A 19,887-nucleotide genomic window follows, 5' to 3' on the forward strand; every position below is an offset into this window, starting at 1 on the left:
TGCATCGTCAATCCGCCAGCCAAAGATTCTGACGGTATCAAAGACGGTATTCACTTCTCTGTGAGTCGAAATGCTCTGCCCGATCAAAGATTTACGGGTCCCGGCAATAATCGAGTGGGAGTGAATCCCGGCATCTGGTCCCGCGACCGGGAGCGCACGCCGTCGAGGAAGCTGCGGTCGGAGCCATGCCAGGCGCTGACAGCGAGGCAGAACAGGCCAGAAGACTTTGTTGAAGGACTTTCCCCCCACCCGCAGGGCGCGACTCAACGGGGTTACCTTCGAGTTCGTTCTGGAAGGAGCCGGGGAGCCGACCCTGGTCCTTTTGAACGGCGCCGGGGGGCCCGTGGAAGCTTGGTGGCGGATCTTCCCCGATTTGGTCCGGATGTCGCGGATCTTTGCCCACAACCGGCCCGGCGTCGGGGGCAGCGACCCACCGCGTCAGCCACAGACCTCAGCTGCGGTGATAGCTGACACGCAGGCTCTCCTCCTGCACGCCGGGGTGGGTGGGCCGTTGGTGCTCGTGGGCCATTCGTTCGGAGCGCTGCATGCCCTGAAGTGGGCGAGCGATGCGCCCGCGCAGGTCATAGGTCTTGTCCTGATCGAAGGCGCCACAGCGGGTGACATACGCCAGGGCAGCATCGACAAGCCCCGCTGGATGGTACGGGTGGAGCAGGTCCTGGGCCACCTTAGCCGCGTTCACCCACTGTCGGAGACCGCGATCGCTGCGGCGATCGCAGACGAAGTGGCCGATATCCGATCCCTGAGGATCCCGGTGGCGGTGATCACGGGCGCCAGGAGCCGAGGCTGGACGACCCCGCGCGCCTTCCGCGAAGGCCGGGCGGAACGGCAGGCTGGCCTCGCTCAGCTTTCGCCCGACGGCTGGCAGGTTACAGCGGCGCGGAGCGGCCATTTCCCACAAATAACCGAGCCGGACCTCGTCACAGACGTCATCCGTCAGGTTCTCGAGCGGGCCGTTCAGATCCGGCCCGTCGCTGGCTGAGCCCTACAGTTAGCGAGTCGCGCGTTCGGCGCCGGGGTGGCCGGTGACCGACACCCCGGAAGCCAGGTGCTCGGAACGTCCCCGACGCGCCGACGCGACCGGCGTGCTCGGCCTTGCAGAGCCGGAACTTCCCAGGACGTGACGAGTGGGAACAGGTTTCAACTGTCGCCTACTGGCCTGGACTCACGCCGCGTCAGGCCGGGCGACCATCACGCTTCGCCCGTCGGGCGCTTGCGAAGGATCCGCCGATGTCATTTCCGCTGCCGAACGCCTCCACCGACCTGACCGGCCAGGTGGCGCTGGTCACCGGGGCTTCGTCCGGTCTGGGCCACCGGTTCGCCCGGGTGCTGGCCAGCCAGGGGGCCAAGGTCGCCATCGCGGCGCGCCGGATCGACAAGCTGGAGGCTCTGGCCGCGGAGATCCGCGCCGCGGGCGGGACCGCGCTGCCGATCGAGATGGACGCCACGGACGCGGACCAGCTCGTCGCCGCGGTGGCCAAGGCGGAGGCCGAGCTCGGCACGGTCACCATCCTGGTCAACAACGCCGGCATTCCAGACGCCCAGCGGGCGCACAAGATGTCGCTGGAGCTGATCGATCGGGTGCTGGACGTCAACGTCCGGGCGCCCTTCATCCTGGCGTGCGAGGTCGCCCGCCGGCTGATCGCGGCCGAAAAGCCCGGCCGGATCGTCAACATCGCCTCCGTGGCCGCGTTCAGCTACGCCGGCGGCGGCGCGGCGCTCTATTCCGTGAGCAAGGCCGCGGTCGCCCGGTCGGCCGAGGTGCTGGCGGTGGAGTGGTCGCGCTACAACATCAACGTGAACGCCATCGCGCCGGGCGCCTTCGCCTCCGAGATGATGGACGGCATGCTGTCCCGGGTCGGCGACATGACCCAGCACTTCCCGCGCAAGCGGCTGGGCGATCCGGCCCAGCTCGATTCGACGCTGCTGTACCTGGTCGGCCCGGCGTCCGAGGCCGTCACCGGCACGGTCATCCGCGTCGATGACGGGCAGGGCGGGCGCTGAGCCTAGGCGGTCGCCCGGACCGGCAGTTTCCAGTTCGGGCGGATGAAGTGGCAAGTGTAGCCGTTGGGGATCCGCTCCAGATAGTCCTGGTGCTCGGGTTCGGCTTCCCAGAACGGGCCGGCGGCGGTCACTTCGGTCACCACCTTGCCGGGCCAGAGGCCGGAGGCGTCCACGTCGGCGATGGTGTCGAGCGCGACCCGCTTCTGCTCCTCGCTGGTGTAGAAGATCGCCGAGCGGTAGCTCGTGCCGAGATCGTTGCCCTGGCGGTTCAGGGTCGTCGGATCGTGGATCTGGAAGAAGAACTCCAGCAGCTGCCGGAACGAGATCACCGCGGGATCGAAGACGATCTCGATGGCCTCGGCGTGGGTCCCGTGATTGCGGTAGGTGGCGTTCGGCACGTCGCCGCCGGAATAGCCGACCCGGGTGGCGATCACGCCCGGATATCGCCGCAGCAGGTCCTGCACGCCCCAGAAGCAGCCCCCGGCCAGGATGGCGGTTTCGGTCTTGGCGGTCATGGCGGAATCCTCTGCGGCGGGTGTGGCCGGAAGATAGGGATCGGCCGGGTCTATTTGTAGAAGCTTTCGGGCGCCGCAGCGCCATTCTCGGCGAGGCGCTGGATCAGGGCCTCATAGAGGACGGCGTCGTCCCGCGCCGCATCGGGCTCCAGATTGAGGTCGGCGGCCAACTCCGCGCGCTCCTCCGGCGAACTGTCGAGGTGCAGCAGCTCCAGCAGGCCGTCCAGGGACCGCCGCCAGTCGTCGCCCTGCCCCTCGCGTTCGGCCCGGGCGCTGAGGACCAAGGCCACGTCGGACGGGGGCGCCATGGCGGTGCGCTCGCGCGGCGGAGGCTGGTGACCCCCGCCCTCGGCGGCTTTGGCCCAGTCGCGGGGGGCAAGCCCGTTGTCGCCGTGGAAGATACGCTCGACGATCCGGTGCATCAGGCTCATGGGGCTCTCTCGCTGGTCGCGGAACACCCGCGCGTTTCGCCCGGTTCCACCGCCTGCGCCTTGGCATGGATCAACGGACCCGGCATTCAGGGGCCATGGTCCGTGGCAAACACGTCGTCTATTTCGCCCTGCAGCCCCCGCCCGAGGCGGCCGCCGAGGCGCTCGCGCGGTGGGAGAGCGTGCGAGCGAGACGCCGCCTGTCCGCCAAGCCCGTGCCCGCGGCGCGCCTGCACGTCTCGCTCAACCCCATCGGCGAGTTCAAGCGGCCGCCGACGCCGGTCTTCGAGAAGGCGCTGGAGGCTGTCGCGGCCGTGGAGGCGCGGCCGTTCGCGGTGGCGTTCAACCGGCTCGTGACCTGGCCGTCGGGCGACCCGCCGCCGCTCGTGCTGTCGGGCGACGAGGGGGTCATTGGCGTGAACGCGCTGTACTCGACGATCCAGCGGGCGCTGCGCCGGCGCGACATGGCTCCGCGCCGCGAGGTGGAGATCGTCCCGCACATGACGCTGGCCTACGACCGGGCCGAAGTCCCCGAGACCATCGTCGAGCCCGTGACCTGGACCGTCACCGACTTCGTCCTGATCCACGCCGTCCACGGCGAAGGGCGTTACGACGTGGTGGGGCGCATCCCGCTCAACGGATGAGCTTCACCGGCTTTTCGAGCTGGGAGATCAGGTCGGCCATCTCGTCCAGCTTCTTGCCCAGCAGGGCCTGGGCGTCGGCCAGCCCCTGGTTGTAGAAGTGCGGCCCGAGGTGCTCGGTGATGAAGTCGGTGAGGAACACCGCGTCGAATCCCGCCACCTCCAGGTCGAGTTCGTCCTTCAGATAGCGGCTGAGCGCCTTGGCGATCTGGTCGCGAGTGTCTTTGGGCAGCTCGATCTTGGACATGCTGGAGACCACGATGGCCGCGACGCTCTATGGCATCAAGAACTGCGACACGATGAAGAAGGCCTGGACCTTCCTCGACCAGGCCGGCGTCGCCTACGACTTCCACGACTACAAGAAGGACGGGATCGACCGGGCGACGCTGGAAGGATGGGTGCGCCAGCTGGGCTGGGAGGTGCTGCTCAACCGCGCCGGCACGACCTTCAGGAAGCTGCCCGAGGCGGATCGCCAGGACATCGACGCAGCGAAGGCGATCGCGCTGATGCTGGCCCAGCCCTCGATGATCAAGCGGCCCGTGCTGGCCCACGGCGGCAAGCTGTACGTGGGCTTCAGGCCCGAGACCTACGCCCAGCTCAGCGACTGACGCCGCCGAAAAGCCGCCATCAAGCGGGGCCATGAAGGGCAGGGGTCCGGTCCGCCCACCGGAATCATGGATAAGGTTTCATCCTCACGTTTGCATCTGCTGGCCCGCGCCCAGGTCTCTCACCTTCAGAGACGGGCCGCTGCGCCCGCCGACCTGGAGAGGAGAACAACGAATGGAAATCCTGATCCCCCTGGGGTTCTTCGCGATGATCGCCGCGCTGGTCATCGCGCCCCGCTACTTCAAGAGCCAGGAGCGCCAGAAGGTGGCGGAAACCCTGCGTATCGCCATCGAGAAGGGCCAGCCCCTGCCGCCGGAAGTGATCGACGCCATGTCGAGCAACGTCCGCAGCCCCGGCCTGACGCCGTCGCCCCAGCGTGACCTGCGCACCGGGATCATCTGGCTGGGCGTCGGTGTCGGTTTCGCGGCCCTGGGCGCGGTGATCAGCTTCGAGGAGCCGGACGCCCTGTTCCCGTGCCTGGGCCTGGCGACCTTCCCGACCTTCATCGGCCTAGCCTTCATCGCCCTCGGCTTGCTGAACAAGAGCAAGTCTTAAGGCGCGCCGACGGGGGATCATGCCCATGCCGGGCGCCAGACAATCGAGCTTCGCCAGCCTTCACGACGTGGAACTCTGTTCCTACGCCGCGGCGGGCGAGCGGCGCGCCTTCGGAGAGCTGGTGCGTCGTCACGGCTCCAGCGTACGCCATCTGCTGCGCCGGATGGGCGCCCAGGCGGCGCTGTCCGACGACGTGGCCCAGGACGCCTTCCTCGCGGCGTTCGAGCGGATCGCCGAGTTCCGCGGCGAAGGGACATTCGCGGGGTGGGTGAAGAAGATCGCGGCCAGGCTCTACCTGCGCCGCCTGCAGCGGGAAAAGCGCCTGAGCGCCCTCGCGGCCGAGGATGGCTCGATCGAGGAGATCGATACGGGGGCCGGGGACGCCGACCACCGCATCGACCTGGACGAGGCCTTGAAGGGCCTCTCGCCGGCCGAGCGGCTGTGCGTGTCCATGTGCTACGGCGCCGGCCTGTCCCATGGCGAGGCGGCGGACGCCTTGAATCTGCCGCTCGGAACGGTCAAGTCCCATGTCAAACGTGGTTTGGAAAAGCTCAGAGCGCGACTGGCGCCGGCCGACCGCGCGGTTCTGGAAGGGAGGCAGGGCAATGGCTGAGCTCGACTTCGAACGCCGCCTCGAGCGCCTGTTCGCCGATGCGCCCGAACTGCCCGACGCCCAGGCGTTTACCCAGCGCATCGAACAGAGGCTCAATCGCGGCTGGACCGCGCGGCGCTGGCTGCTGGGCGCCTCCGGTATGGCCGGCGGCGTCATCGGCGGCAGCCAGCTCGTGATGTCGAACGTCTTCCAGCAGGTGGAATCGGCGGAGCAGTCGGCGCGCGTCATCAGCCAGGGCCTTGCGCGCGTCACCCCGACCTCCGACATGGTGTCTGCCCTGTCGGGCGGCTATGGACTGTGGATCGCCGTCGGCGTGGCGGTTCTGACCATGGGTTTCGCCGTCGCGCGGGTGTTCGAGGAGCTCTGAGCTAAGTGTCCAGTCAACGCCAGGAGACCGTCCGACGCCTGACCGCGCCGGATATCGCCGCTCGCAAGGGCGCGGTCCCGATCGTCTGCCTCACCGCCTATACCGCCCCGGTGGCCGAGATCCTGGACGACCACTGCGACCTGCTCCTGGTGGGCGACAGCGTCGGGATGGTGGTTCACGGCCTGCCCAATACCGTGGGCGTCACCCTGGACATGATGATCCTGCACGGCCAGGCGGTCATGCGCGGCTCGCGGAAGGCCATGGTGGTCGTCGACCTGCCGTTCGGCTCGTACGAGGGCTCGCCCGAGGTCGCCTACGCCAATGCGGCGCGGGTGATGAAGGAGACCGGCTGCAACGCCGTGAAGGTTGAGGCGGGTCCCGCGGTGGCCGAGAACATCGACTATCTGGTCAAGCGCGGCATCCCCGTCATGGGCCATGTGGGCCTGCGCCCTCAGGCCGTGATGGTCGACGGGGGTTTCCGCGCCAAGGGCAAGACGAACCACGAGCGCGCCCGCATCCTGGAGGATGCGCGCGCCGCCGCCGAGGCGGGTGCCTTCGCCGTGGTGGTCGAAGGGGTGGCCGAAGGTCTGGCCCGCGAGATCACCGGCGCCATCGACGTGCCCACGATCGGGATCGGCGCCTCGGCCGGGTGCGACGGACAGATCCTGGTGACCGACGATATGCTAGGCCTGTTCGACTGGACGCCCAAGTTCGTCCGCCGCTATGGCGACCTTCGTGGCGAAATCACCAAGGCTGTCGCGGGCTATGCCGACGATGTCCGCCAGCGCCGCTTTCCGGGGCCCGCGGAGATCTACTTCGCCAAGGCCGGATAACCGCCTGGCCGCCGCACGCCGCTAGAACGACCACGCGCAGCCGACGCCGGCGCGCGTGTTCCCGCTGTCGCCCATGGGATCGACGTCGCCCGTGGCGCGGACGCGGCAGCCGTTCTTCGGCTTGCGCACCAGGTACGGCTCCGGATTTTCTACATAGCGGCCGCCTGGGTCGAGATTCAGCCGCCCGGCGCCGCGTTCGCTCCCGGCCCAGCGGCGCGTCTCGCAGCGCTCCCGCTCTTCGGCGGTCAGCCGGGCCGGGTGGGCGCAACCGGCCAAGCCGCGGAGCGTCCGCATCCCATCGGAGCCTGGCGCGTCAGACGGGACACCCGCGACCGGCGGCCCCGGCGCGATGGAGAGGGGCGCCAGGTCGGGCTGCGCGCGCGAAGAGGGCCGCCCGTCGCGGCGCACGGATAGCGGTCGGTCGGGCTCGGCTCGGTCCCTTCGAAACCGCTCCATCGGGACGAGCGAAACCTGAAGAGCCCGTCCCTCGACGGGCGCGGGCGGTTGCGAGAGGTGGCGCAGGAGGAGGATGGCGAGCGCGCCGTGCAGCAGGGCCGAGGCCAGCAGGACCGCCAGGCGCCCGTCCGCACGGCGAAACCCCGAGCCTTTCCCCGACATCCGCGCTTCTCCCCCGACCTCTCGACTCCGCTCCAGGTTGCAGGCTGAAGTGTGGCTGCGGCATGGGCGTATCGTGGCGGGATCCACCCGGCTTGCCGCCGTTGCGGCATCCATCGCGTGCGCCGGTCATCCCTCACTTGAGGCGCAGGGCCGCGCGCTATAGGTTCCGCCCCTCGTTTTAGCGACACCGCGGCCGGAGCCCCCCTGAAGTGACGGATCTATTCGAAGAGGTCGAAGAGCAGCTCCGCTCCGACCGCTACAAGCAGTTCGCCCGCAAGGCGCTGCCGTGGATGCTGGGGATCGCCGCCGTCGTGCTCGTCGCCTTCCTGGGCTACTGGGGCTACGACAGCTATCGCAACAACCAGATCGCCAAGGCGTCCGAGACCTATTCCGCCGCCATGGACGCCTTCGTCGCCGGCGATCGCGACAAGGCCCGGCAGCTCTGGACCGAGGTCTCCAAGTCGGACGCCAAGGCCTACAAGGCGCTGTCGCTGATGCACCTGGGCGCCTACGCCGTCGAGGCGCGCAAGCCCGCCGACGCCGTGAAGCTGTTCGACGAGGCGGCCGAGGTCGCGCCGGACGCCATCGTCGGCGACGCCGCCCGCCTCAAATCCGCCTTCCAGCTCCTCGACACCGCGTCTCTGAAGGAACTGGAGGGGCGCTTGAAGCCGCTGATGGAAGAGGGCCGGCCGTATCGGGTCCAGGCCCGCGAGGCCCTGGCCTTTGCGAAGCTGAACGCCGGCGACCTGGCCGGCGCCCGCGGCGACTTCGTCCTGATCTCCCAGTCCCTCGACGCTCAGCAAGGCGCCCAGGCGCGGGCCCAGGCCGCCATCGGCCTGATCGATTCGGGCTCGGCCAAGGCCGTGCCGTCGGTCGTGAAGGCCGCCCAGGCCCTGCCGCCGCCCATGACGGTGGCCCCCGGCGCCGTAATCGGCCCGCCCCCGGGCGCCGCCCCGACGCAACCGCAAGGTCCCGCCGCCCAATGAGCCGCCGTACGACGATCCTCGCCGCCGTCCTGATCGCGGCGCTCGGCGCCAGCGGGTGCTCGACGGTCAGCCGCCTCAATCCCTTCGACAAGAAGGACGACAAGCCGTCCGAGCTGGCCGGCGAGGGGCAGCGCATCTCGATCATCCCGCCCGACCAGATCCTGGCGCCCGCCGAGGCGCTGAAGGGCGTGGACTTCTCCCTCCCGCCCGCAGAGACGCTCGCCGCCTGGCCGCTGCCGGGCGGGACGCCCGAGCAGTCCGTCGGCAATGTCGCCGCCGGCGCCAATCTTTCCATCGCCTGGCGCCGGAGCTTCGGCCAGGGCGAGAAGCGCGGCCGCTACGTGACCGCCCCCCCCGTGGCCGCCGACGGCAAGGTGTTCGTCATGGACGCCGAGGGCCGGGTGGTCGCCATGGACGCGGCCTCGGGCAGCCAGATCTGGCGCACGGGCACCAATCCCGGCGACAACAAGCGCGACAAGCTCGCGTTCGGCGGCGGCATGGCCTACGCCGACGGCAAGCTCTACGTCTCGTCGGGCTATCGCGAAGTCCTGCAGATGGACGCCCGCACCGGGGCCGTCGGCTGGCGGACCAAGACCCCGGAGTCGATCCATGGCGCCCCGACCGTTTCGGGCGGCCGGGTGTTCGCGATCTCCCTGGACAACACCCTGCTGACGTTCGACGCCGCCACCGGCGCGCCGTCCTGGACCTACCAGGCGCTGTCGGAATCGGCGCGCATCCTCTCGGCCTCCAGCCCCGCCATCTCAGGCGACTCGGTGGTGGCCGCCTTCGGGTCGGGCGAACTGGTGGCCCTGCGCGCCTCCAACGGCAACGACCTCTGGAACGAAGCCCTTTCGCGGGCCAGCCGCACCAGCGCGCTGTCCGAGATCCGCGACATCCCGGGCCGCCCGGTGATCTACCAGGGCGACGTGTTCGCGGTCAGCCATTCCGGCGTCTTCGCCGCCACGGACCTGCGGACCGGCCAAGCCCGCTGGAGCCTGCCGGTGGTGGGCGTGTCGACCCCCTGGCCCGCCGGCGACGTGGTCTATGTGGTCTCCAAGACCGGCGACGTGATCTGCGCCAGCCGCGAGAACGGCCAGATCTACTGGATCCGCAACCTCAACGAGGGCTTCAAGGCCAAGAAGAAGGGCGGATTCTTCGGGATCGGCGGGCAGCGCCAGAACTATCCGGTCTGGTCGGGCCCGCTGCTGGCCGGCGACAAGCTGCTGGTGGTCGGGCAGACCGGCCAACTGGTGGCTCTGAACGCCAAGACCGGCGAAATCGCCAAGCGCGTCGACATCAAGGGTTCCGCCACGCTCGAGCCGATCGCCATGGGCGACACGGTCTATGTGGTCACGCAGGAAGCCGACCTGATCGCGATTCGTTGATCAGACAGGTAAGGTCTCCGGCATGGCGCTGAAACTCGCGATCGTCGGGCGACCGAACGTCGGCAAATCCACCCTGTTCAACCGGCTGGCGGGCAAGAAGCTCGCCATCGTCGACGACCAGCCGGGGGTCACGCGCGACCGCCGGTTCGGCGTCGGCCGGCTGGGCGACCTTGAGCTCGACCTGATCGACACGGCCGGCTTCGAGGACGTCACCGACGAGAGCCTCGAGGCTCGGATGCGGGCGCAGACCGAGCTGGCGGTGGACGAGGCGGACGTGGCCCTGTTCGTCATCGACGCCCGCGAGGGCGTGACGCCGGCCGACGAGATCTTCGCCGACGTCCTGCGCCGCAAGGGCAAGCCGGTCGTCCTGGCCGCCAACAAGTCCGAGAGCAAGGCCTCCGAGAGCGGGGTGCTGGAGGCTTTCGGCCTGGGCCTTGGCGAGCCGATCCCGATTTCGGCCGAGCACGGGGAGGGCATGGCCGACCTCTACGCCGCCATGGTCGCCCTCGCGCCCGACGAGGAGGACGGCGAGGAGGCCGACGACGCCACCAAGCCGATCAATATCGCCATCGTGGGCCGCCCGAACGCGGGCAAGTCGACCCTGGTAAACGCCGTGATCGGCGAGGATCGCCTGCTGACGGGGCCGGAAGCCGGCATCACCCGCGATGCGATCCCGGTGGACTGGGACTGGGAGGGGCGGGCGATCCGGCTCGTGGACACCGCCGGCCTGCGTCGCAAGGCCAAGGTCCAGGAGAAGCTGGAGAAGCTTTCCACCCACGATTCGATCCGCGCCATCACCTATGCCGAGGTGGTGATCCTGGTGATGGACGCCACCCATCCGCTGGAGATCCAGGATCTCCAGATCGCCGACCTGGTCGAGCGCGAGGGACGGGCGCTGGTCTTCTGCCTCGCCAAGTGGGACCTGATCGAGGACGGGCAGGCCAAGCTGGCCGAGCTGCAGGAGGAGGTCACGCGCCTCCTGCCTCAGGTGCGGGGCGCGCCGATGGTGGCCCTGTCGGCGGAGACCGGCCGCGGCTTGGACCGGCTGATGCCGGCCGTGCTGAAGGCTCACGGCGACTGGTCGACGAAGGTGAAGACGCGCGACCTGAACGACTGGCTGAAGATGGCCGTCGAGCGCCATCCGCCGCCCGCCGTCGGCGGGCGTCGCGTGAAGCCGAAGTACATGGCCCAGACCAAGGCGCGCCCGCCGACGTTCGTGCTGTTCGCCAGTCGCGCCGACCAGCTGCCGGACCACTACAAGCGCTACCTGGTCAATTCGATCCGCGAGAGCTTCGACCTGCCGGGCGTTCCGATCCGTCTGTCGGTGCGGTCGAACAAGAACCCCTATGCCGAGGGCGAGGAGAAGAGCGGACCGGGGCCCTCCAGGACGGCGCCGTCGTCGGCCAAGACAGGTATGGTCGCCAAGGCCCGCAAGGCGGCCGCCGACAAGGCCCGGGAAGGCGCTGAGGGCCGTCCGAAGGCCGCCGCCAAGCCCAAGAAGGTCAAGGCCGGCAACCCGCGCGGACGCGCCGCCAAGCTGGTTCGCCCCGGGGTCAAGCCGAAGCGAGCTTCCCGGCCGTCTTCCAGTCCGAAAAGACCACGTTAGCGGTGGGCAGGCCCAGGTCGGCCTGCGCCAGCTCCACGATCAGCGGGCCGATTTCCGACGGATCGGGCAGGTGGGCTGGGTTCTCGCCCGGCATGGCCTCGGCCCGCATTCGCGTGCGCATGGCGCCGGGGTCCAGCAGTACGGCGCGAATGCTCGTCTGCTCGAGTTCGTCGGCCCAGGTGCGGACGATGTGCTCCATCCCCGCCTTGGTGGCCCCGTAGACGCCCCAGAAGGCCTTCGGCCGCTCGACGCGGCCGGTGGTCAGGAAGATCGCCCGCGGGTGCTCCGAGGCCCGCAGCAGAGGCTCCACGCTGCGGACCAGGCGGTAGGTTCCGGTCAGATTGACCGAGACGACCCGGTCCCAGTGCTTCGGCTCGATGTGGGCCACGGGCGTCAGCGATCCCAGCAGGGCGGCGGCGTGGACCAGGATGTCGAGCCGGCCGAACCGCTCGTGGATGGCGAGGCCCAGCTGGTCGAGGCCGTCGGGCTCGCCGATATCCATCGGGACCAGGGTCGCGGATTGACCGGTGAGCGCACGGATCTCGTCGTCGAGGGCTTCGAGGGCGCCCTGGGTGCGGGCCACGGCCACGACGTGCGCGCCGGCCTGGGCGAGGGCCAAGGCGGCGGCCTTGCCGATCCCGCGGCTAGCGCCGGTGACGAGGGCGATGCGGTTGTTCAGGGGCAGGTCAGACATTGGCCGGCTCTCTAGCCGCTTTGGCCGTCCATGTCAGGCCGCTGGGCATAGCGCTGGGCGATCGCTGCGCAGGCCATCAGCTGCACCTGGTGGAAGATCATCAGCGGGATCAGGGCGAGACCCGCCACCGCCGGCGGGAAGATCGCCGCCGCCATGGGCGCGCCGCTGGCGAGGGACTTCTTCGATCCGCAGAACACGATGGCGATCTCGTCGGCTTTTGAGAAGCCCCAGGCGCGGGCCGCCAGCGCCGTCAGCGCCAGCACCACGGCCAGCAGCACGAGGCAAAGCGCCAGGAGCCGCATCAGGTCCAGCAGCGAGAGCTGACTCCAGACCCCGGCCACGACCGCCCCGGAGAACGCGGTATAGACCACCAGCAGGATCGACCCGCGATCAAGCTTCGCCAGCACGGCGTTCCGGGCGCGCACCCAGTCGCCGACCCAAGGCCGCAGGGCCTGGCCGGCGACGAAGGGGACCAGCAGCTGGGAGACGATGGCCCAGAAGGATGAGGCGCTGACGCCGCCCTGGGCCTGCAGCAAGACGCCGACGAGCAGCGGCGTCAGGAACACACCCAGCAGGTTCGAGGCTGAGGCGGCGGCCACGGCGGCCGGCACATTGCCCCGCGCCACGCTCACGAAGGCAATGGAGCTCTGGATGGTCGAGGGCAGGCAGCCCAGGAAGATCAACCCGGTGGCCAGCTCCGGCGGCGTGATCCAGGCGGGCAGGGCGGTGACGCCCAGGGTGAGCAGCGGGAACAGGGCGAAGGTGGAGGCCAGGACCAGGAGGTGCAGGCGCCAGTGCGTCAGCCCCCCGATCACCGCTTCGCGCGATAGCCGTGCGCCGTGCAGGAAGAAGACCATGGCGATGGCCGCCTTGGTGAGCCAGCCCAGCCAGACGGCCGCCTCGCCGCGCGCCGGCACGACCGCCGCCGCGGCGGCCATCAGCAGGATGAGGACGAGGTACCAGTCGGGCTTGAAGCGGGCTCGCCAGCCCTGGCTCACGCGTCGACCAGGAACGAGAGCTGCCGCTCCACCACCTCGTTGCGGCCCAGCGCGATCTCGCGATCGAGCAGGCGGGTGGGGTACTCGCCGGTGAAGTAGTGGTCGGTGAACTGCGGCTGGGCCGGGTCGCGCACCTCGTCCATCGCCCAGTAGAGGCCGTCGACCGACAGGTACCCCATGGAGTCGACGTTCAGGATTCGGGCGATCTCCTCCACCGAGTGGTTGGCCGCCAGCAGCTTCTCACGGTCGGGCATGTCGATCCCGTAGTAGTCGGGCCACATGATCGGCGGCGAGGCCGAGCGCAGGTGGACCTCCGCGGCCCCGGCCTCGCGCACCATCTTTACGACGCGGATCGAATTGGTGCCGCGCACGATGGAGTCGTCGACGAGCAGCACCTTCTTGCCGGCCAGGACGGCGCGGTTCGGCGCGAGCTTCATCCGCACGCCCAACTCGCGCTCGCCCTGGGTGGGCTGGATGAAGGTGCGCCCGACGTAGTGGTTGCGGATGATGCCCATCTCGAAGGGCAGGCCCGCCTCCTGGGCGAAGCCGAGCGCCGCGGGGACGCCGGAGTCCGGCACGGGGACGACGACGTCCACGTCGGCGGGCGTCTCCTGGGCGAGGCGCCGGCCCATCCGCTTGCGCACCTCATAGACCGAGCGGCCGTTCACGACCGAGTCCGGGCGGGCGAAATAGACGTACTCGAAGATGCAGGGCCGAGCCTGCTGGGCCGGGAACGGGCGGAAGCTGCGCAGGCCCTTCTCGTCGATCACCACCATCTCGCCGTGCTCGATGTCGCGGACGAAGGTCGCGCCGATCATGTCCAGGGCGCACGTCTCGGAGGCCAGCACCGACTTGCCGTTCAGGTCCCCCAGAACCAGCGGGCGGATGCCCAGCGGATCGCGCACGCCGATCATCTTCTTGTTGGTCATGGCGACCAGAGCGTAGCCGCCCTCGATCTGCTGCAGGGCCTCGGTGAAGCGCTCGATGAACTTGGGCCGGCGGGAGCGGGCGATGAGATGCAGGATCGCCTCGGAGTCCGAGGTGGACTGGAAGATAGCGCCCTCCTGCACGAGCTGCTCGCGCAGGGTCAGGAAGTTGGTGAGATTGCCATTGTGAGCGAGGGCGATGCCGCCCGCTTCCAGATCGGCGAACATCGGCTGGACGTTGCGGATGAAGCTGCCGCCGGCCGTGGAGTAGCGCGTGTGCCCGATAGCCACGTGGCCCGGCAGCCGCTTGTTCAGGTCGCCGCCGCCGAAGGCGTCGCCCACGTACCCCATGTGCCGTTCGGTGTGGTAGCGCTGGCCGTCGAACGAGGCGATGCCGCATGCCTCCTGGCCGCGGTGCTGTAGGGCATGCAGCCCTAGAGCGGTGATCCCCGAGGCCTCAGGCACGTCGAAGACGCCGAAGACGCCGCATTCCAGCCGCGGTGAATCGTCGTCGGGGTCGCGCGCCGGGGGGGACCAACGCTCGTGCGCATGGCTCATCGGGATCGCTCCGAACGGTCGGTGCCTGTGGGTTCGCGGGCCTCGTACCCCTCTGTCGCGCTTCTGTCACCTGACCCATCGCCGACGGCGCGGTCGAAAGCCGGTTTCAGCCGTCCGGCCACATCCAGGCCTTGTGGCGCAAGGCTTTCCAACAACCTGCCCATGTTGCCGGCCACGGGCCAGGTCCTGGCGCCGGTGATCCACTTGGGGCGGAGGTCTTCAGGCGTGGCCGCGTTGAACATCAGGTAGAGGGCGCCCAGAACGATCAGGCCGCGGCCCAGGCCGATCAGCAGGCCCAGCGAGCGGTCGAGGAAGCCCAGCATCTGGGTGCTCTGCACGTGCCGCGCGATACCTGCGCCGATCAGACGCAGGGCGATGAACGCAACGGCGAACACCACCACGAGCGCGGCGATGGTCCCGAGCCACTCCGGCTTGACGGCCCCGCGGAAGATGGGGCCGAACGCCGGCAGGCCGAAAATCGCCAGGGCGGCGGCGACGACCAGGGCGGCCAGGGCGAAGACCTCGCGCACGGCGCCGCGGACGAAGCCGACGGCGGCCGAGATGGCCAGCAGGCCCAGGACCAGGAAATCGAACTGCGTCACCGGCGCTCATCCCAGTTGGCGTCGTGGATGCGCTGGATCGCATCGCCCAGCCGGCTGGCGCCGGTGTAGGGGAGCGCGGGGTTCTCGAGATCGGCAGGGCCCAGCGCGCGGCGGAAGCCCAGCTTGGCGGCCTCCTTCAGGCGCCCGTCCATGCGGCTCACGGGGCGCACCTCGCCCGACAGGCTGATCTCGCCGAACACCACGCAGTCCTGCGGCAGGGCGACATCGAAGGCGGAGGAGGCGAGGGCGGCGGCGGCGGCGAGGTCAGCGGCAGGCTCCGAAATGCGAAGCCCCCCGGCTACGTTCAGATAGACGTCCTTGTCGCCGAACCCAAGGCCGCACCGCGCCTCCAGCACCGCCAGGATCATGGCCAGGCGCCCCGAATCCCACCCGACGACCGCCCGGCGCGGGGTCCCATAGGCGGAGGGCGCCACGAGGGCCTGAATCTCCACCAGCACCGGGCGCGAGCCCTCGATGCCGGCGAACACCGCCGCGCCGGCCGCGCGCTCGCCCGAGGTGTTGAGGAACAGCGCCGAAGGGTTCTTCACCTCGCTGAGGCCGGCGTCGCCCATCTCGAACACGCCGATCTCGTCGGTGGCGCCGAAGCGGTTTTTCGCCCCACGCAGGATACGGAATGGATAGCCCCGCTCGCCCTCGAAGGCGAAGACGGCGTCCACCATGTGCTCGACGACCCGCGGCCCGGCGATTGCGCCCTCCTTGGTCACATGGCCGACCAGAATGACGGAAAGGCCCCGCTTTTTGGCCAGCCGCACCAGTTCGCCCGCCGCGGCGCGCACCTGGGTCACCGACCCGGGGGCGGCCTCGTGGTTGTCGCTCCACATGGTCTGGATCGAGTCGATGACGACGAGGTCGAAGGGCTCGGCCTTCAGTCCGTCCAGGATCGCGCGCAGCGAGGTCTCGGCGGCCAACTTCACCGGGGCGTCGGCAAGACCCATGCGCTGGGCGCGGCCCCTGACCTGTTCGATCGCCTCTTCGCCGGAGATGTAGGCGCAGCGCTGGCCGCGCCGCGCTGCTTCCGCCGCCACCTGGAGCAGCAGGGTGGACTTCCCGACCCCTGGGTCGCCGCCCACGAGGATGGCCGATCCCGGCACAACGCCACCGCCGCAGACCCGGTCCCATTCGCCGACGCCCGTGACGATGCGCGGCGGGGCCGGCGTCGTTTCGTCCAGGCCTTCGAAGGCGAGATGACGGCTCCGGGTCGCCTTGGTCGGCTTCAACGCGCCCGGCGGGCGGCTGACCAGCTCTTCGACGAGAGTGTTCCACGCGCCGCAGGCCGGGCACTGGCCCGCCCAGCGCGTCTGAGTGGCGCCGCAGGACGTACAGGCATAGACGGCGCCGTCGCGGGCCATGGGGGCTCCTGATTCGAATGGCTGGAAGTCTAGCCGACCCGCGCGGGCCGGTCTGTGCGGTGGGTTGCCGTCACAGGACGCTGGGATAGGGTTACATGGCCTCGGCGCTCGCCGGGGCAAGGGCTTGGAGGGACGGAAGATGAGCGTCGTTGAACCGGGATCCGCAGGCGCGGGCCTCGTCGCCCGGGTGAAGGGGATCCTCCTGAAGCCGACCGAGACCTGGGACGTGATCGACCAGGAACGGCCGACGATCGGTGAGCTCTACACGGGCTATGTGATGCTGCTGGCGGCCATTCCGGTGGTGTGCAGCCTGATTGGCATGCTCGTGTTCGGCATCGGCGGGTTCGGCATCACCATTCGGCCGTCGCCCGTTTGGCTCGTCGTCCAGGCGGTTGTTCAATACGGGCTCAGCCTGGCCATGGTCTATGTGCTGGCCCTCGTCATCGAGGCTCTGGCGCCGAACTTCGGCGGCGTGAAGGACCGGATGCAGGCCTTCAAGGTCGCGGCCTACGCCCCCACCGCGTCCTGGGTGGCGGGCGTCTTCGGGCTCGTGCCCGCGCTGGCGATCATCGCGGTCCTCGGCGGCCTGTACAGCCTGTTCCTGCTCTACAAGGGCCTCCCGAAGCTGATGAAGACGCCGGAGGACAAGGCGCTCCCCTACACGGTGGTCGTCATCGTGGTGGCGGTCGTGATCTCGATAGTGATCGGGCTCGTGAGCGGCAGTGTCATGGCGATGAGCGGGGCGATGAACCCCGCCGCCCTCGGCTCGGTCTCCGGCACCGTCAAGGTCCCGGGCGGTGGCGAGATGGACCTCGCGAAGCTGGAGGCTGCGTCCAAGCGCATGGAGGCCGCCGCCAAGCAAGTCGAAGCCGGAACGGCGACCGCGACCGACCCTGAGGCGCTGAAGGCCTATCTGCCCGCGAGCGTCGCCGGCTTCACGCGCGACGAGGTCAGTGCGTCTTCCAGCGGGGCCGGCGGCTACGAGGGCTCGCAGGCCGAGGGCCGGTACACCAAGGGCGACGCCAGCCTCAGGCTGGAAGTGACCGACATGGGCGCGGTCGGCGCGCTCGCCGGGATGGCGACGGCGTTCAACGTCAAGTCCTCGAAGGAGACCGCGACCGGCTACGAGAAGGTGGGCATGGTCGGCGGACGGATGACCCAGGAGAGCTATGATCGCCAGGCGAAGAGCGGCGAGTACAGCGTGCTCGTGGGCGAGCGGTTCATGGTGCAGGCCGAGGGCGAGGGCGTCACCATGGAGGACTTGAAGGCGGCCGTGGGCTCAGTCGACGCGCGCCGGCTGGAAGGACTCGCCAAGGCGGGCTAGCCCCGGCCGAACGGCGCTGGGAGGATCGGGGATGGATGCGGGGCAAGGGGCAGGCGGCCTGTCGCGCGCCGTAAGCCTGTTGCTTCATCCCAGCGGCGCCTGGGACCGCATCGCCGAACGGCCCGCAGACGCCCGTGCGGTGTTCCTGCGATACGCCGTTCCCCTGGCCGCGATCCCGGCCGTCTGCAGCGTGGTCGGCGTCCTCACGTTCGGCTTCAACATCGCCAATGTCGGCGTGCACATGAGCGTCGTCGGCCTGATCCTCGGGGCGCTTGCCAACTACGCCCTGACGCTCGCCGCCGTCTGGGCGCTGGCTGTCTTCATCGATCTGACCGCGCCGGCGTTCGGGGGCGTCCGCGGGCGCGATGCGGCGTTCAACCTCGTCATCTACGCCGCGACCGCCATGTGGGTCGGCGGGCTGTCGGAGATCTATCCCAGCGTCGGGATCCCGGTGGGCATCCTGGCCGGCCTCTACAGCCTCTACGCCCTCTACCAAGGGCTCCCCAAGATGATGGGCGTGCCCGAGGATCGGCGGCTCACCGCCTATGCCGCGATCCTGATCGCCATCGCCGTGCTGGCCGTGGGACGCGGCATGATCACCGCAAAGGCCGCCGAGCTTGGCGGGCCGCTGTCGGCGTCCTACGCACCGAGATAGCGCGCGCCGCTCCTAGTGCGGGTCGTAGCGGCTGCTGTCGCGGGCCAGGTTACCGAACTTCGTCAGGTCCTCGTTGAAGCTGAGCTTCACCGTGCCGATGGGGCCGTGACGCTGCTTGCCGATGATCACTTCGGCCAGCCCCTTCACCTGGTCCAGCTGCTCCTGCCAGGTGAAGTGCTCGGGGGTTCCCTCCCGCGGCTCCAGGCGCGAGAGGTAGTAGCTCTCGCGGTACACGAACATCACCATGTCGGCGTCCTGCTCGATGGACCCGGACTCGCGCAGGTCCGAGAGCTGGGGCTTCTTGTCCTCGCGGTTCTCCACCTGACGGCTGAGCTGGGAGAGCGCCAGCACCGGGACGGACAGCTCCTTCGCCAGGGCCTTGAGGCCCTGGGTGATCATCGAGACTTCCTGCACCCGGTTGTCAGGCCCGCCGGCGCCGGTGGTGATGAGCTGGAGATAGTCGACGATCACCAGGTCCAGGCCCACCATCCGTTTCAGACGGCGCGCCCGGGCGACGAGCTTGGCCAGGGTGATGCCGCCGGTGGCGTCGATGTAGAGCGGCGCCTCCTGGATCTCGAGCGCGGCGTCGCGGATGCGGCCGAACTCCATGGCGTCGATCTCGCCCTTACGCAGCCGGTCGCCCGAGACGCCGGAGGCTTCGGCAAGGAGGCGCATGGCCAGCTGTTCGGCCGACATTTCGAGCGAGAAGAACGCAACGACCCCGCCGCGCACGGTCTTCTTGGAGCCGTCGGGCTGCGGCTCCCAGGCGTAGTTGCGGGCGACGTCGAAGGCGATGTTGCAGGCGAGCGACGTCTTTCCCATCGAGGGGCGGGCGGCCAGGATCATCAGGTCGGAGGGGTGCATGCCGCCGATCTTCTGGTCGAGGTCGATCAGGCCGGTGGAGAGGCCCGCCAGACCCCCGTCGCGGCTGTGGGCCTCCGCCGCCATCGCCACGGCGCCGCGGAGCGCATCGGCGAAGTTCACGAAGCCGGACGAGACGCCGCCGGTCTCGGCGAGCTGGTAGAGCTGCTGCTCGGCCGCCTCGATCTGCTCGCGGGCGTCCATCTCGTCGTCGCCCTGCTGGGCGGTGGTGGCGATGTCGCCGCCGATGCGGATCAGGTCGCGGCGCAGGGCGAGGTCGTAGACGGCGCTGGCGTAGTCCGGCGCGTTGGCTGCTGGTGGGGCGCGATCAACCAGGTCGGCCAGGTAGCGGACCCCGCCCAGTTCCTCGAAGGCCGGGTCGCGGCTGAACTGCTCGGCCAGCAGGATCGGCTCGGCGAGCTGGCCCTTGCGGATGTTGACCGAGATCGCCTGGAACAGGCGCTGGTGAAACGGCTCGTAGAAGTGGTGCGGCTGCAGGTTGTCGCCCAGCCGTTCGAACGCGGCGTTGTCGTAGAGCAGCGCGCCGAGCAGCGCCTGCTCGGCCTCGATGTTGGAGGGCGCGCGGGTGATCGCGACATCGTTCGAGACAGGTCGGAGATCGAGGGCGGGAACGAGAGCCATGGTCTAGGGATAGCCGTCGCGGCCGCAGGGAGCACCGCGGCGCGTGACACATTTGTGGACCTGTCCACACACGATTTCCCGC

23 protein-coding genes are annotated in these 19,887 nt (G+C 69.5%); 13 read left to right on the top strand and 10 right to left on the bottom strand.

The genetic code is table 11. The features are described from left to right. Positions 1-229: 229 nt before the first annotated feature. Entirely contained in the window at positions 230-1,000 is a 771-nt protein-coding gene (locus A2790_RS14385; RefSeq protein WP_293392978.1) for an alpha/beta hydrolase, read from the top strand. Between the two features lie 248 nt (positions 1,001-1,248). Then, positions 1,249-2,022 (top strand): SDR family NAD(P)-dependent oxidoreductase, encoded by a 774-nt coding sequence (locus A2790_RS14390; protein ID WP_293392981.1) that lies wholly within the window; start codon positions 1,249-1,251, stop codon positions 2,020-2,022. A gap of 2 nt (positions 2,023-2,024) precedes the next feature. Here A2790_RS14390 and msrA read toward each other — a convergent pair whose 3' ends face one another. Then, positions 2,025-2,537, bottom strand: coding sequence for a peptide-methionine (S)-S-oxide reductase MsrA (msrA, locus tag A2790_RS14395; RefSeq protein ID WP_293392984.1), 513 nt, complete (start codon positions 2,535-2,537; stop codon positions 2,025-2,027). Between the two features lie 50 nt (positions 2,538-2,587). After that, on the bottom strand, positions 2,588-2,968 hold the full coding sequence (locus A2790_RS14400) for a DUF3597 family protein (RefSeq protein WP_293392987.1): 381 nt from the start codon (positions 2,966-2,968) through the stop codon (positions 2,588-2,590). Between the two features lie 95 nt (positions 2,969-3,063). On the opposite strand from A2790_RS14400, the gene A2790_RS14405 reads away from it, so the two are divergent. Further along, positions 3,064-3,609, top strand: coding sequence for a 2'-5' RNA ligase family protein (locus A2790_RS14405; protein WP_293392990.1), 546 nt, complete (start codon positions 3,064-3,066; stop codon positions 3,607-3,609). On the opposite strand, the gene A2790_RS14410 is transcribed toward A2790_RS14405, so the two are convergent. Continuing rightward, complete coding sequence (locus A2790_RS14410) at positions 3,599-3,853, bottom strand: DUF2164 domain-containing protein (RefSeq protein ID WP_293392993.1); 255 nt, start codon at positions 3,851-3,853, stop codon at positions 3,599-3,601. The two genes, A2790_RS14405 and A2790_RS14410, sit on opposite strands and share 11 nt — an antisense overlap. Before the next feature lie 13 nt (positions 3,854-3,866). Between A2790_RS14410 and A2790_RS14415 the strand changes: the two genes are divergently transcribed. The 5 genes from A2790_RS14415 (at position 3,867) to panB (ending at position 6,580) form a co-directional block, all read left to right on the top strand. Then, positions 3,867-4,214: an ArsC family reductase gene (locus A2790_RS14415; protein WP_293393295.1), complete on the top strand. Its 348-nt coding sequence runs from the start codon at positions 3,867-3,869 to the stop codon at positions 4,212-4,214. Positions 4,215-4,386: 172 nt separating this feature from the next. Continuing rightward, positions 4,387-4,767, top strand: a complete 381-nt coding sequence (locus tag A2790_RS14420; RefSeq protein WP_293392995.1) for a DUF6249 domain-containing protein — start codon at positions 4,387-4,389, stop codon at positions 4,765-4,767. Positions 4,768-4,792: 25 nt separating this feature from the next. Then, complete coding sequence (locus tag A2790_RS14425; protein WP_293392998.1) at positions 4,793-5,380, top strand: sigma-70 family RNA polymerase sigma factor; 588 nt, start codon at positions 4,793-4,795, stop codon at positions 5,378-5,380. Further along, complete coding sequence (locus A2790_RS14430) at positions 5,373-5,747, top strand: hypothetical protein (RefSeq protein WP_293393000.1); 375 nt, start codon at positions 5,373-5,375, stop codon at positions 5,745-5,747. The genes A2790_RS14425 and A2790_RS14430 overlap by 8 nt, the downstream gene beginning before the upstream one ends. A 5-nt stretch (positions 5,748-5,752) precedes the next feature. Beyond that, positions 5,753-6,580, top strand: coding sequence for a 3-methyl-2-oxobutanoate hydroxymethyltransferase (gene panB, locus A2790_RS14435; RefSeq protein ID WP_293393003.1), 828 nt, complete (start codon positions 5,753-5,755; stop codon positions 6,578-6,580). Between the two features lie 21 nt (positions 6,581-6,601). On the opposite strand, the gene A2790_RS14440 is transcribed toward panB, so the two are convergent. Beyond that, positions 6,602-7,198 carry a hypothetical protein gene (locus A2790_RS14440; protein ID WP_293393006.1) on the bottom strand — a complete coding sequence of 199 codons (597 nt, stop codon included), beginning with the start codon at positions 7,196-7,198 and terminating at the stop codon, positions 6,602-6,604. Positions 7,199-7,407: 209 nt separating this feature from the next. On the opposite strand from A2790_RS14440, the gene A2790_RS14445 reads away from it, so the two are divergent. Genes A2790_RS14445 through der form a run of 3 tightly spaced genes read left to right on the top strand, consistent with a single transcriptional unit; the run spans position 7,408 to position 11,175 of the window. Beyond that, positions 7,408-8,184, top strand: coding sequence for a tetratricopeptide repeat protein (locus A2790_RS14445; protein WP_293393009.1), 777 nt, complete (start codon positions 7,408-7,410; stop codon positions 8,182-8,184). Next, a complete protein-coding gene (locus tag A2790_RS14450) occupies positions 8,181-9,569 on the top strand; it encodes a PQQ-binding-like beta-propeller repeat protein (RefSeq protein WP_293393012.1) in 1,389 nt (462 codons plus the stop codon). The genes A2790_RS14445 and A2790_RS14450 overlap by 4 nt, the downstream gene beginning before the upstream one ends. Before the next feature lie 22 nt (positions 9,570-9,591). Further along, positions 9,592-11,175, top strand: a complete 1,584-nt coding sequence (gene der / locus A2790_RS14455; RefSeq protein WP_293393015.1) for a ribosome biogenesis GTPase Der — start codon at positions 9,592-9,594, stop codon at positions 11,173-11,175. Here the strand turns inward: der and A2790_RS14460 are convergent. The 5 genes from A2790_RS14460 to radA are packed head-to-tail and all read right to left on the bottom strand — an operon-like array spanning position 11,123 to position 16,323. Next, positions 11,123-11,869 (bottom strand): SDR family NAD(P)-dependent oxidoreductase, encoded by a 747-nt coding sequence (locus A2790_RS14460; protein ID WP_293393018.1) that lies wholly within the window; start codon positions 11,867-11,869, stop codon positions 11,123-11,125. The genes der and A2790_RS14460 overlap by 53 nt on opposite strands. Before the next feature lie 11 nt (positions 11,870-11,880). After that, on the bottom strand, positions 11,881-12,867 hold the full coding sequence (locus A2790_RS14465; RefSeq protein WP_293393020.1) for a bile acid:sodium symporter family protein: 987 nt from the start codon (positions 12,865-12,867) through the stop codon (positions 11,881-11,883). Further along, complete coding sequence (gene purF / locus A2790_RS14470) at positions 12,864-14,351, bottom strand: amidophosphoribosyltransferase (RefSeq protein ID WP_293393022.1); 1,488 nt, start codon at positions 14,349-14,351, stop codon at positions 12,864-12,866. Before purF ends, A2790_RS14465 begins: the two co-directional genes overlap by 4 nt. After that, positions 14,348-14,953: a CvpA family protein gene (locus A2790_RS14475; RefSeq protein WP_293393024.1), complete on the bottom strand. Its 606-nt coding sequence runs from the start codon at positions 14,951-14,953 to the stop codon at positions 14,348-14,350. The genes purF and A2790_RS14475 overlap by 4 nt, the downstream gene beginning before the upstream one ends. Further along, positions 14,950-16,323, bottom strand: a complete 1,374-nt coding sequence (radA, locus tag A2790_RS14480; RefSeq protein ID WP_293393026.1) for a DNA repair protein RadA — start codon at positions 16,321-16,323, stop codon at positions 14,950-14,952. The genes A2790_RS14475 and radA overlap by 4 nt, the downstream gene beginning before the upstream one ends. Before the next feature lie 139 nt (positions 16,324-16,462). Between radA and A2790_RS14485 the strand changes: the two genes are divergently transcribed. Both A2790_RS14485 and A2790_RS14490 read left to right on the top strand, forming a co-directional pair. Then, positions 16,463-17,647, top strand: coding sequence for a Yip1 family protein (locus A2790_RS14485; RefSeq protein WP_293393028.1), 1,185 nt, complete (start codon positions 16,463-16,465; stop codon positions 17,645-17,647). 31 nt (positions 17,648-17,678) lie between these two features. Beyond that, positions 17,679-18,302, top strand: coding sequence for a Yip1 family protein (locus A2790_RS14490; protein WP_293393030.1), 624 nt, complete (start codon positions 17,679-17,681; stop codon positions 18,300-18,302). Positions 18,303-18,314: 12 nt separating this feature from the next. Here A2790_RS14490 and A2790_RS14495 read toward each other — a convergent pair whose 3' ends face one another. Next, positions 18,315-19,805, bottom strand: coding sequence for a replicative DNA helicase (locus tag A2790_RS14495; RefSeq protein ID WP_293393032.1), 1,491 nt, complete (start codon positions 19,803-19,805; stop codon positions 18,315-18,317). Positions 19,806-19,887: the final 82 nt, after the last annotated feature.

This window comes from Phenylobacterium sp. RIFCSPHIGHO2_01_FULL_69_31, from assembly GCF_001824475.1.
Lineage (GTDB): Bacteria > Pseudomonadota > Alphaproteobacteria > Caulobacterales > Caulobacteraceae > Phenylobacterium.

Bases quoted from the DNA above. Each gene is read 5' to 3' on its own strand.
- A2790_RS14390 (WP_293392981.1), top strand. From the start codon at position 1,249: ATGTCATTTCCGCTGCCGAACGCCTCCACCGACCTGACCGGCCAGGTG.
- msrA (WP_293392984.1), bottom strand. From the start codon at position 2,537: ATGACCGCCAAGACCGAAACCGCCATCCTGGCCGGGGGCTGCTTCTGG.
- A2790_RS14400 (WP_293392987.1), bottom strand. From the start codon at position 2,968: ATGAGCCTGATGCACCGGATCGTCGAGCGTATCTTCCACGGCGACAAC.
- A2790_RS14405 (WP_293392990.1), top strand. From the start codon at position 3,064: ATGGTCCGTGGCAAACACGTCGTCTATTTCGCCCTGCAGCCCCCGCCC.
- A2790_RS14410 (WP_293392993.1), bottom strand. From the start codon at position 3,853: ATGTCCAAGATCGAGCTGCCCAAAGACACTCGCGACCAGATCGCCAAG.
- A2790_RS14415 (WP_293393295.1), top strand. From the start codon at position 3,867: ATGGCCGCGACGCTCTATGGCATCAAGAACTGCGACACGATGAAGAAG.
- A2790_RS14420 (WP_293392995.1), top strand. From the start codon at position 4,387: ATGGAAATCCTGATCCCCCTGGGGTTCTTCGCGATGATCGCCGCGCTG.
- A2790_RS14425 (WP_293392998.1), top strand. From the start codon at position 4,793: ATGCCGGGCGCCAGACAATCGAGCTTCGCCAGCCTTCACGACGTGGAA.
- A2790_RS14430 (WP_293393000.1), top strand. From the start codon at position 5,373: ATGGCTGAGCTCGACTTCGAACGCCGCCTCGAGCGCCTGTTCGCCGAT.
- A2790_RS14440 (WP_293393006.1), bottom strand. From the start codon at position 7,198: ATGTCGGGGAAAGGCTCGGGGTTTCGCCGTGCGGACGGGCGCCTGGCG.
- A2790_RS14450 (WP_293393012.1), top strand. From the start codon at position 8,181: ATGAGCCGCCGTACGACGATCCTCGCCGCCGTCCTGATCGCGGCGCTC.
- der (WP_293393015.1), top strand. From the start codon at position 9,592: ATGGCGCTGAAACTCGCGATCGTCGGGCGACCGAACGTCGGCAAATCC.
- A2790_RS14460 (WP_293393018.1), bottom strand. From the start codon at position 11,869: ATGTCTGACCTGCCCCTGAACAACCGCATCGCCCTCGTCACCGGCGCT.
- purF (WP_293393022.1), bottom strand. From the start codon at position 14,351: ATGAGCCATGCGCACGAGCGTTGGTCCCCCCCGGCGCGCGACCCCGAC.
- radA (WP_293393026.1), bottom strand. From the start codon at position 16,323: ATGGCCCGCGACGGCGCCGTCTATGCCTGTACGTCCTGCGGCGCCACT.
- A2790_RS14485 (WP_293393028.1), top strand. From the start codon at position 16,463: ATGAGCGTCGTTGAACCGGGATCCGCAGGCGCGGGCCTCGTCGCCCGG.
- A2790_RS14490 (WP_293393030.1), top strand. From the start codon at position 17,679: ATGGATGCGGGGCAAGGGGCAGGCGGCCTGTCGCGCGCCGTAAGCCTG.
- A2790_RS14495 (WP_293393032.1), bottom strand. From the start codon at position 19,805: ATGGCTCTCGTTCCCGCCCTCGATCTCCGACCTGTCTCGAACGATGTC.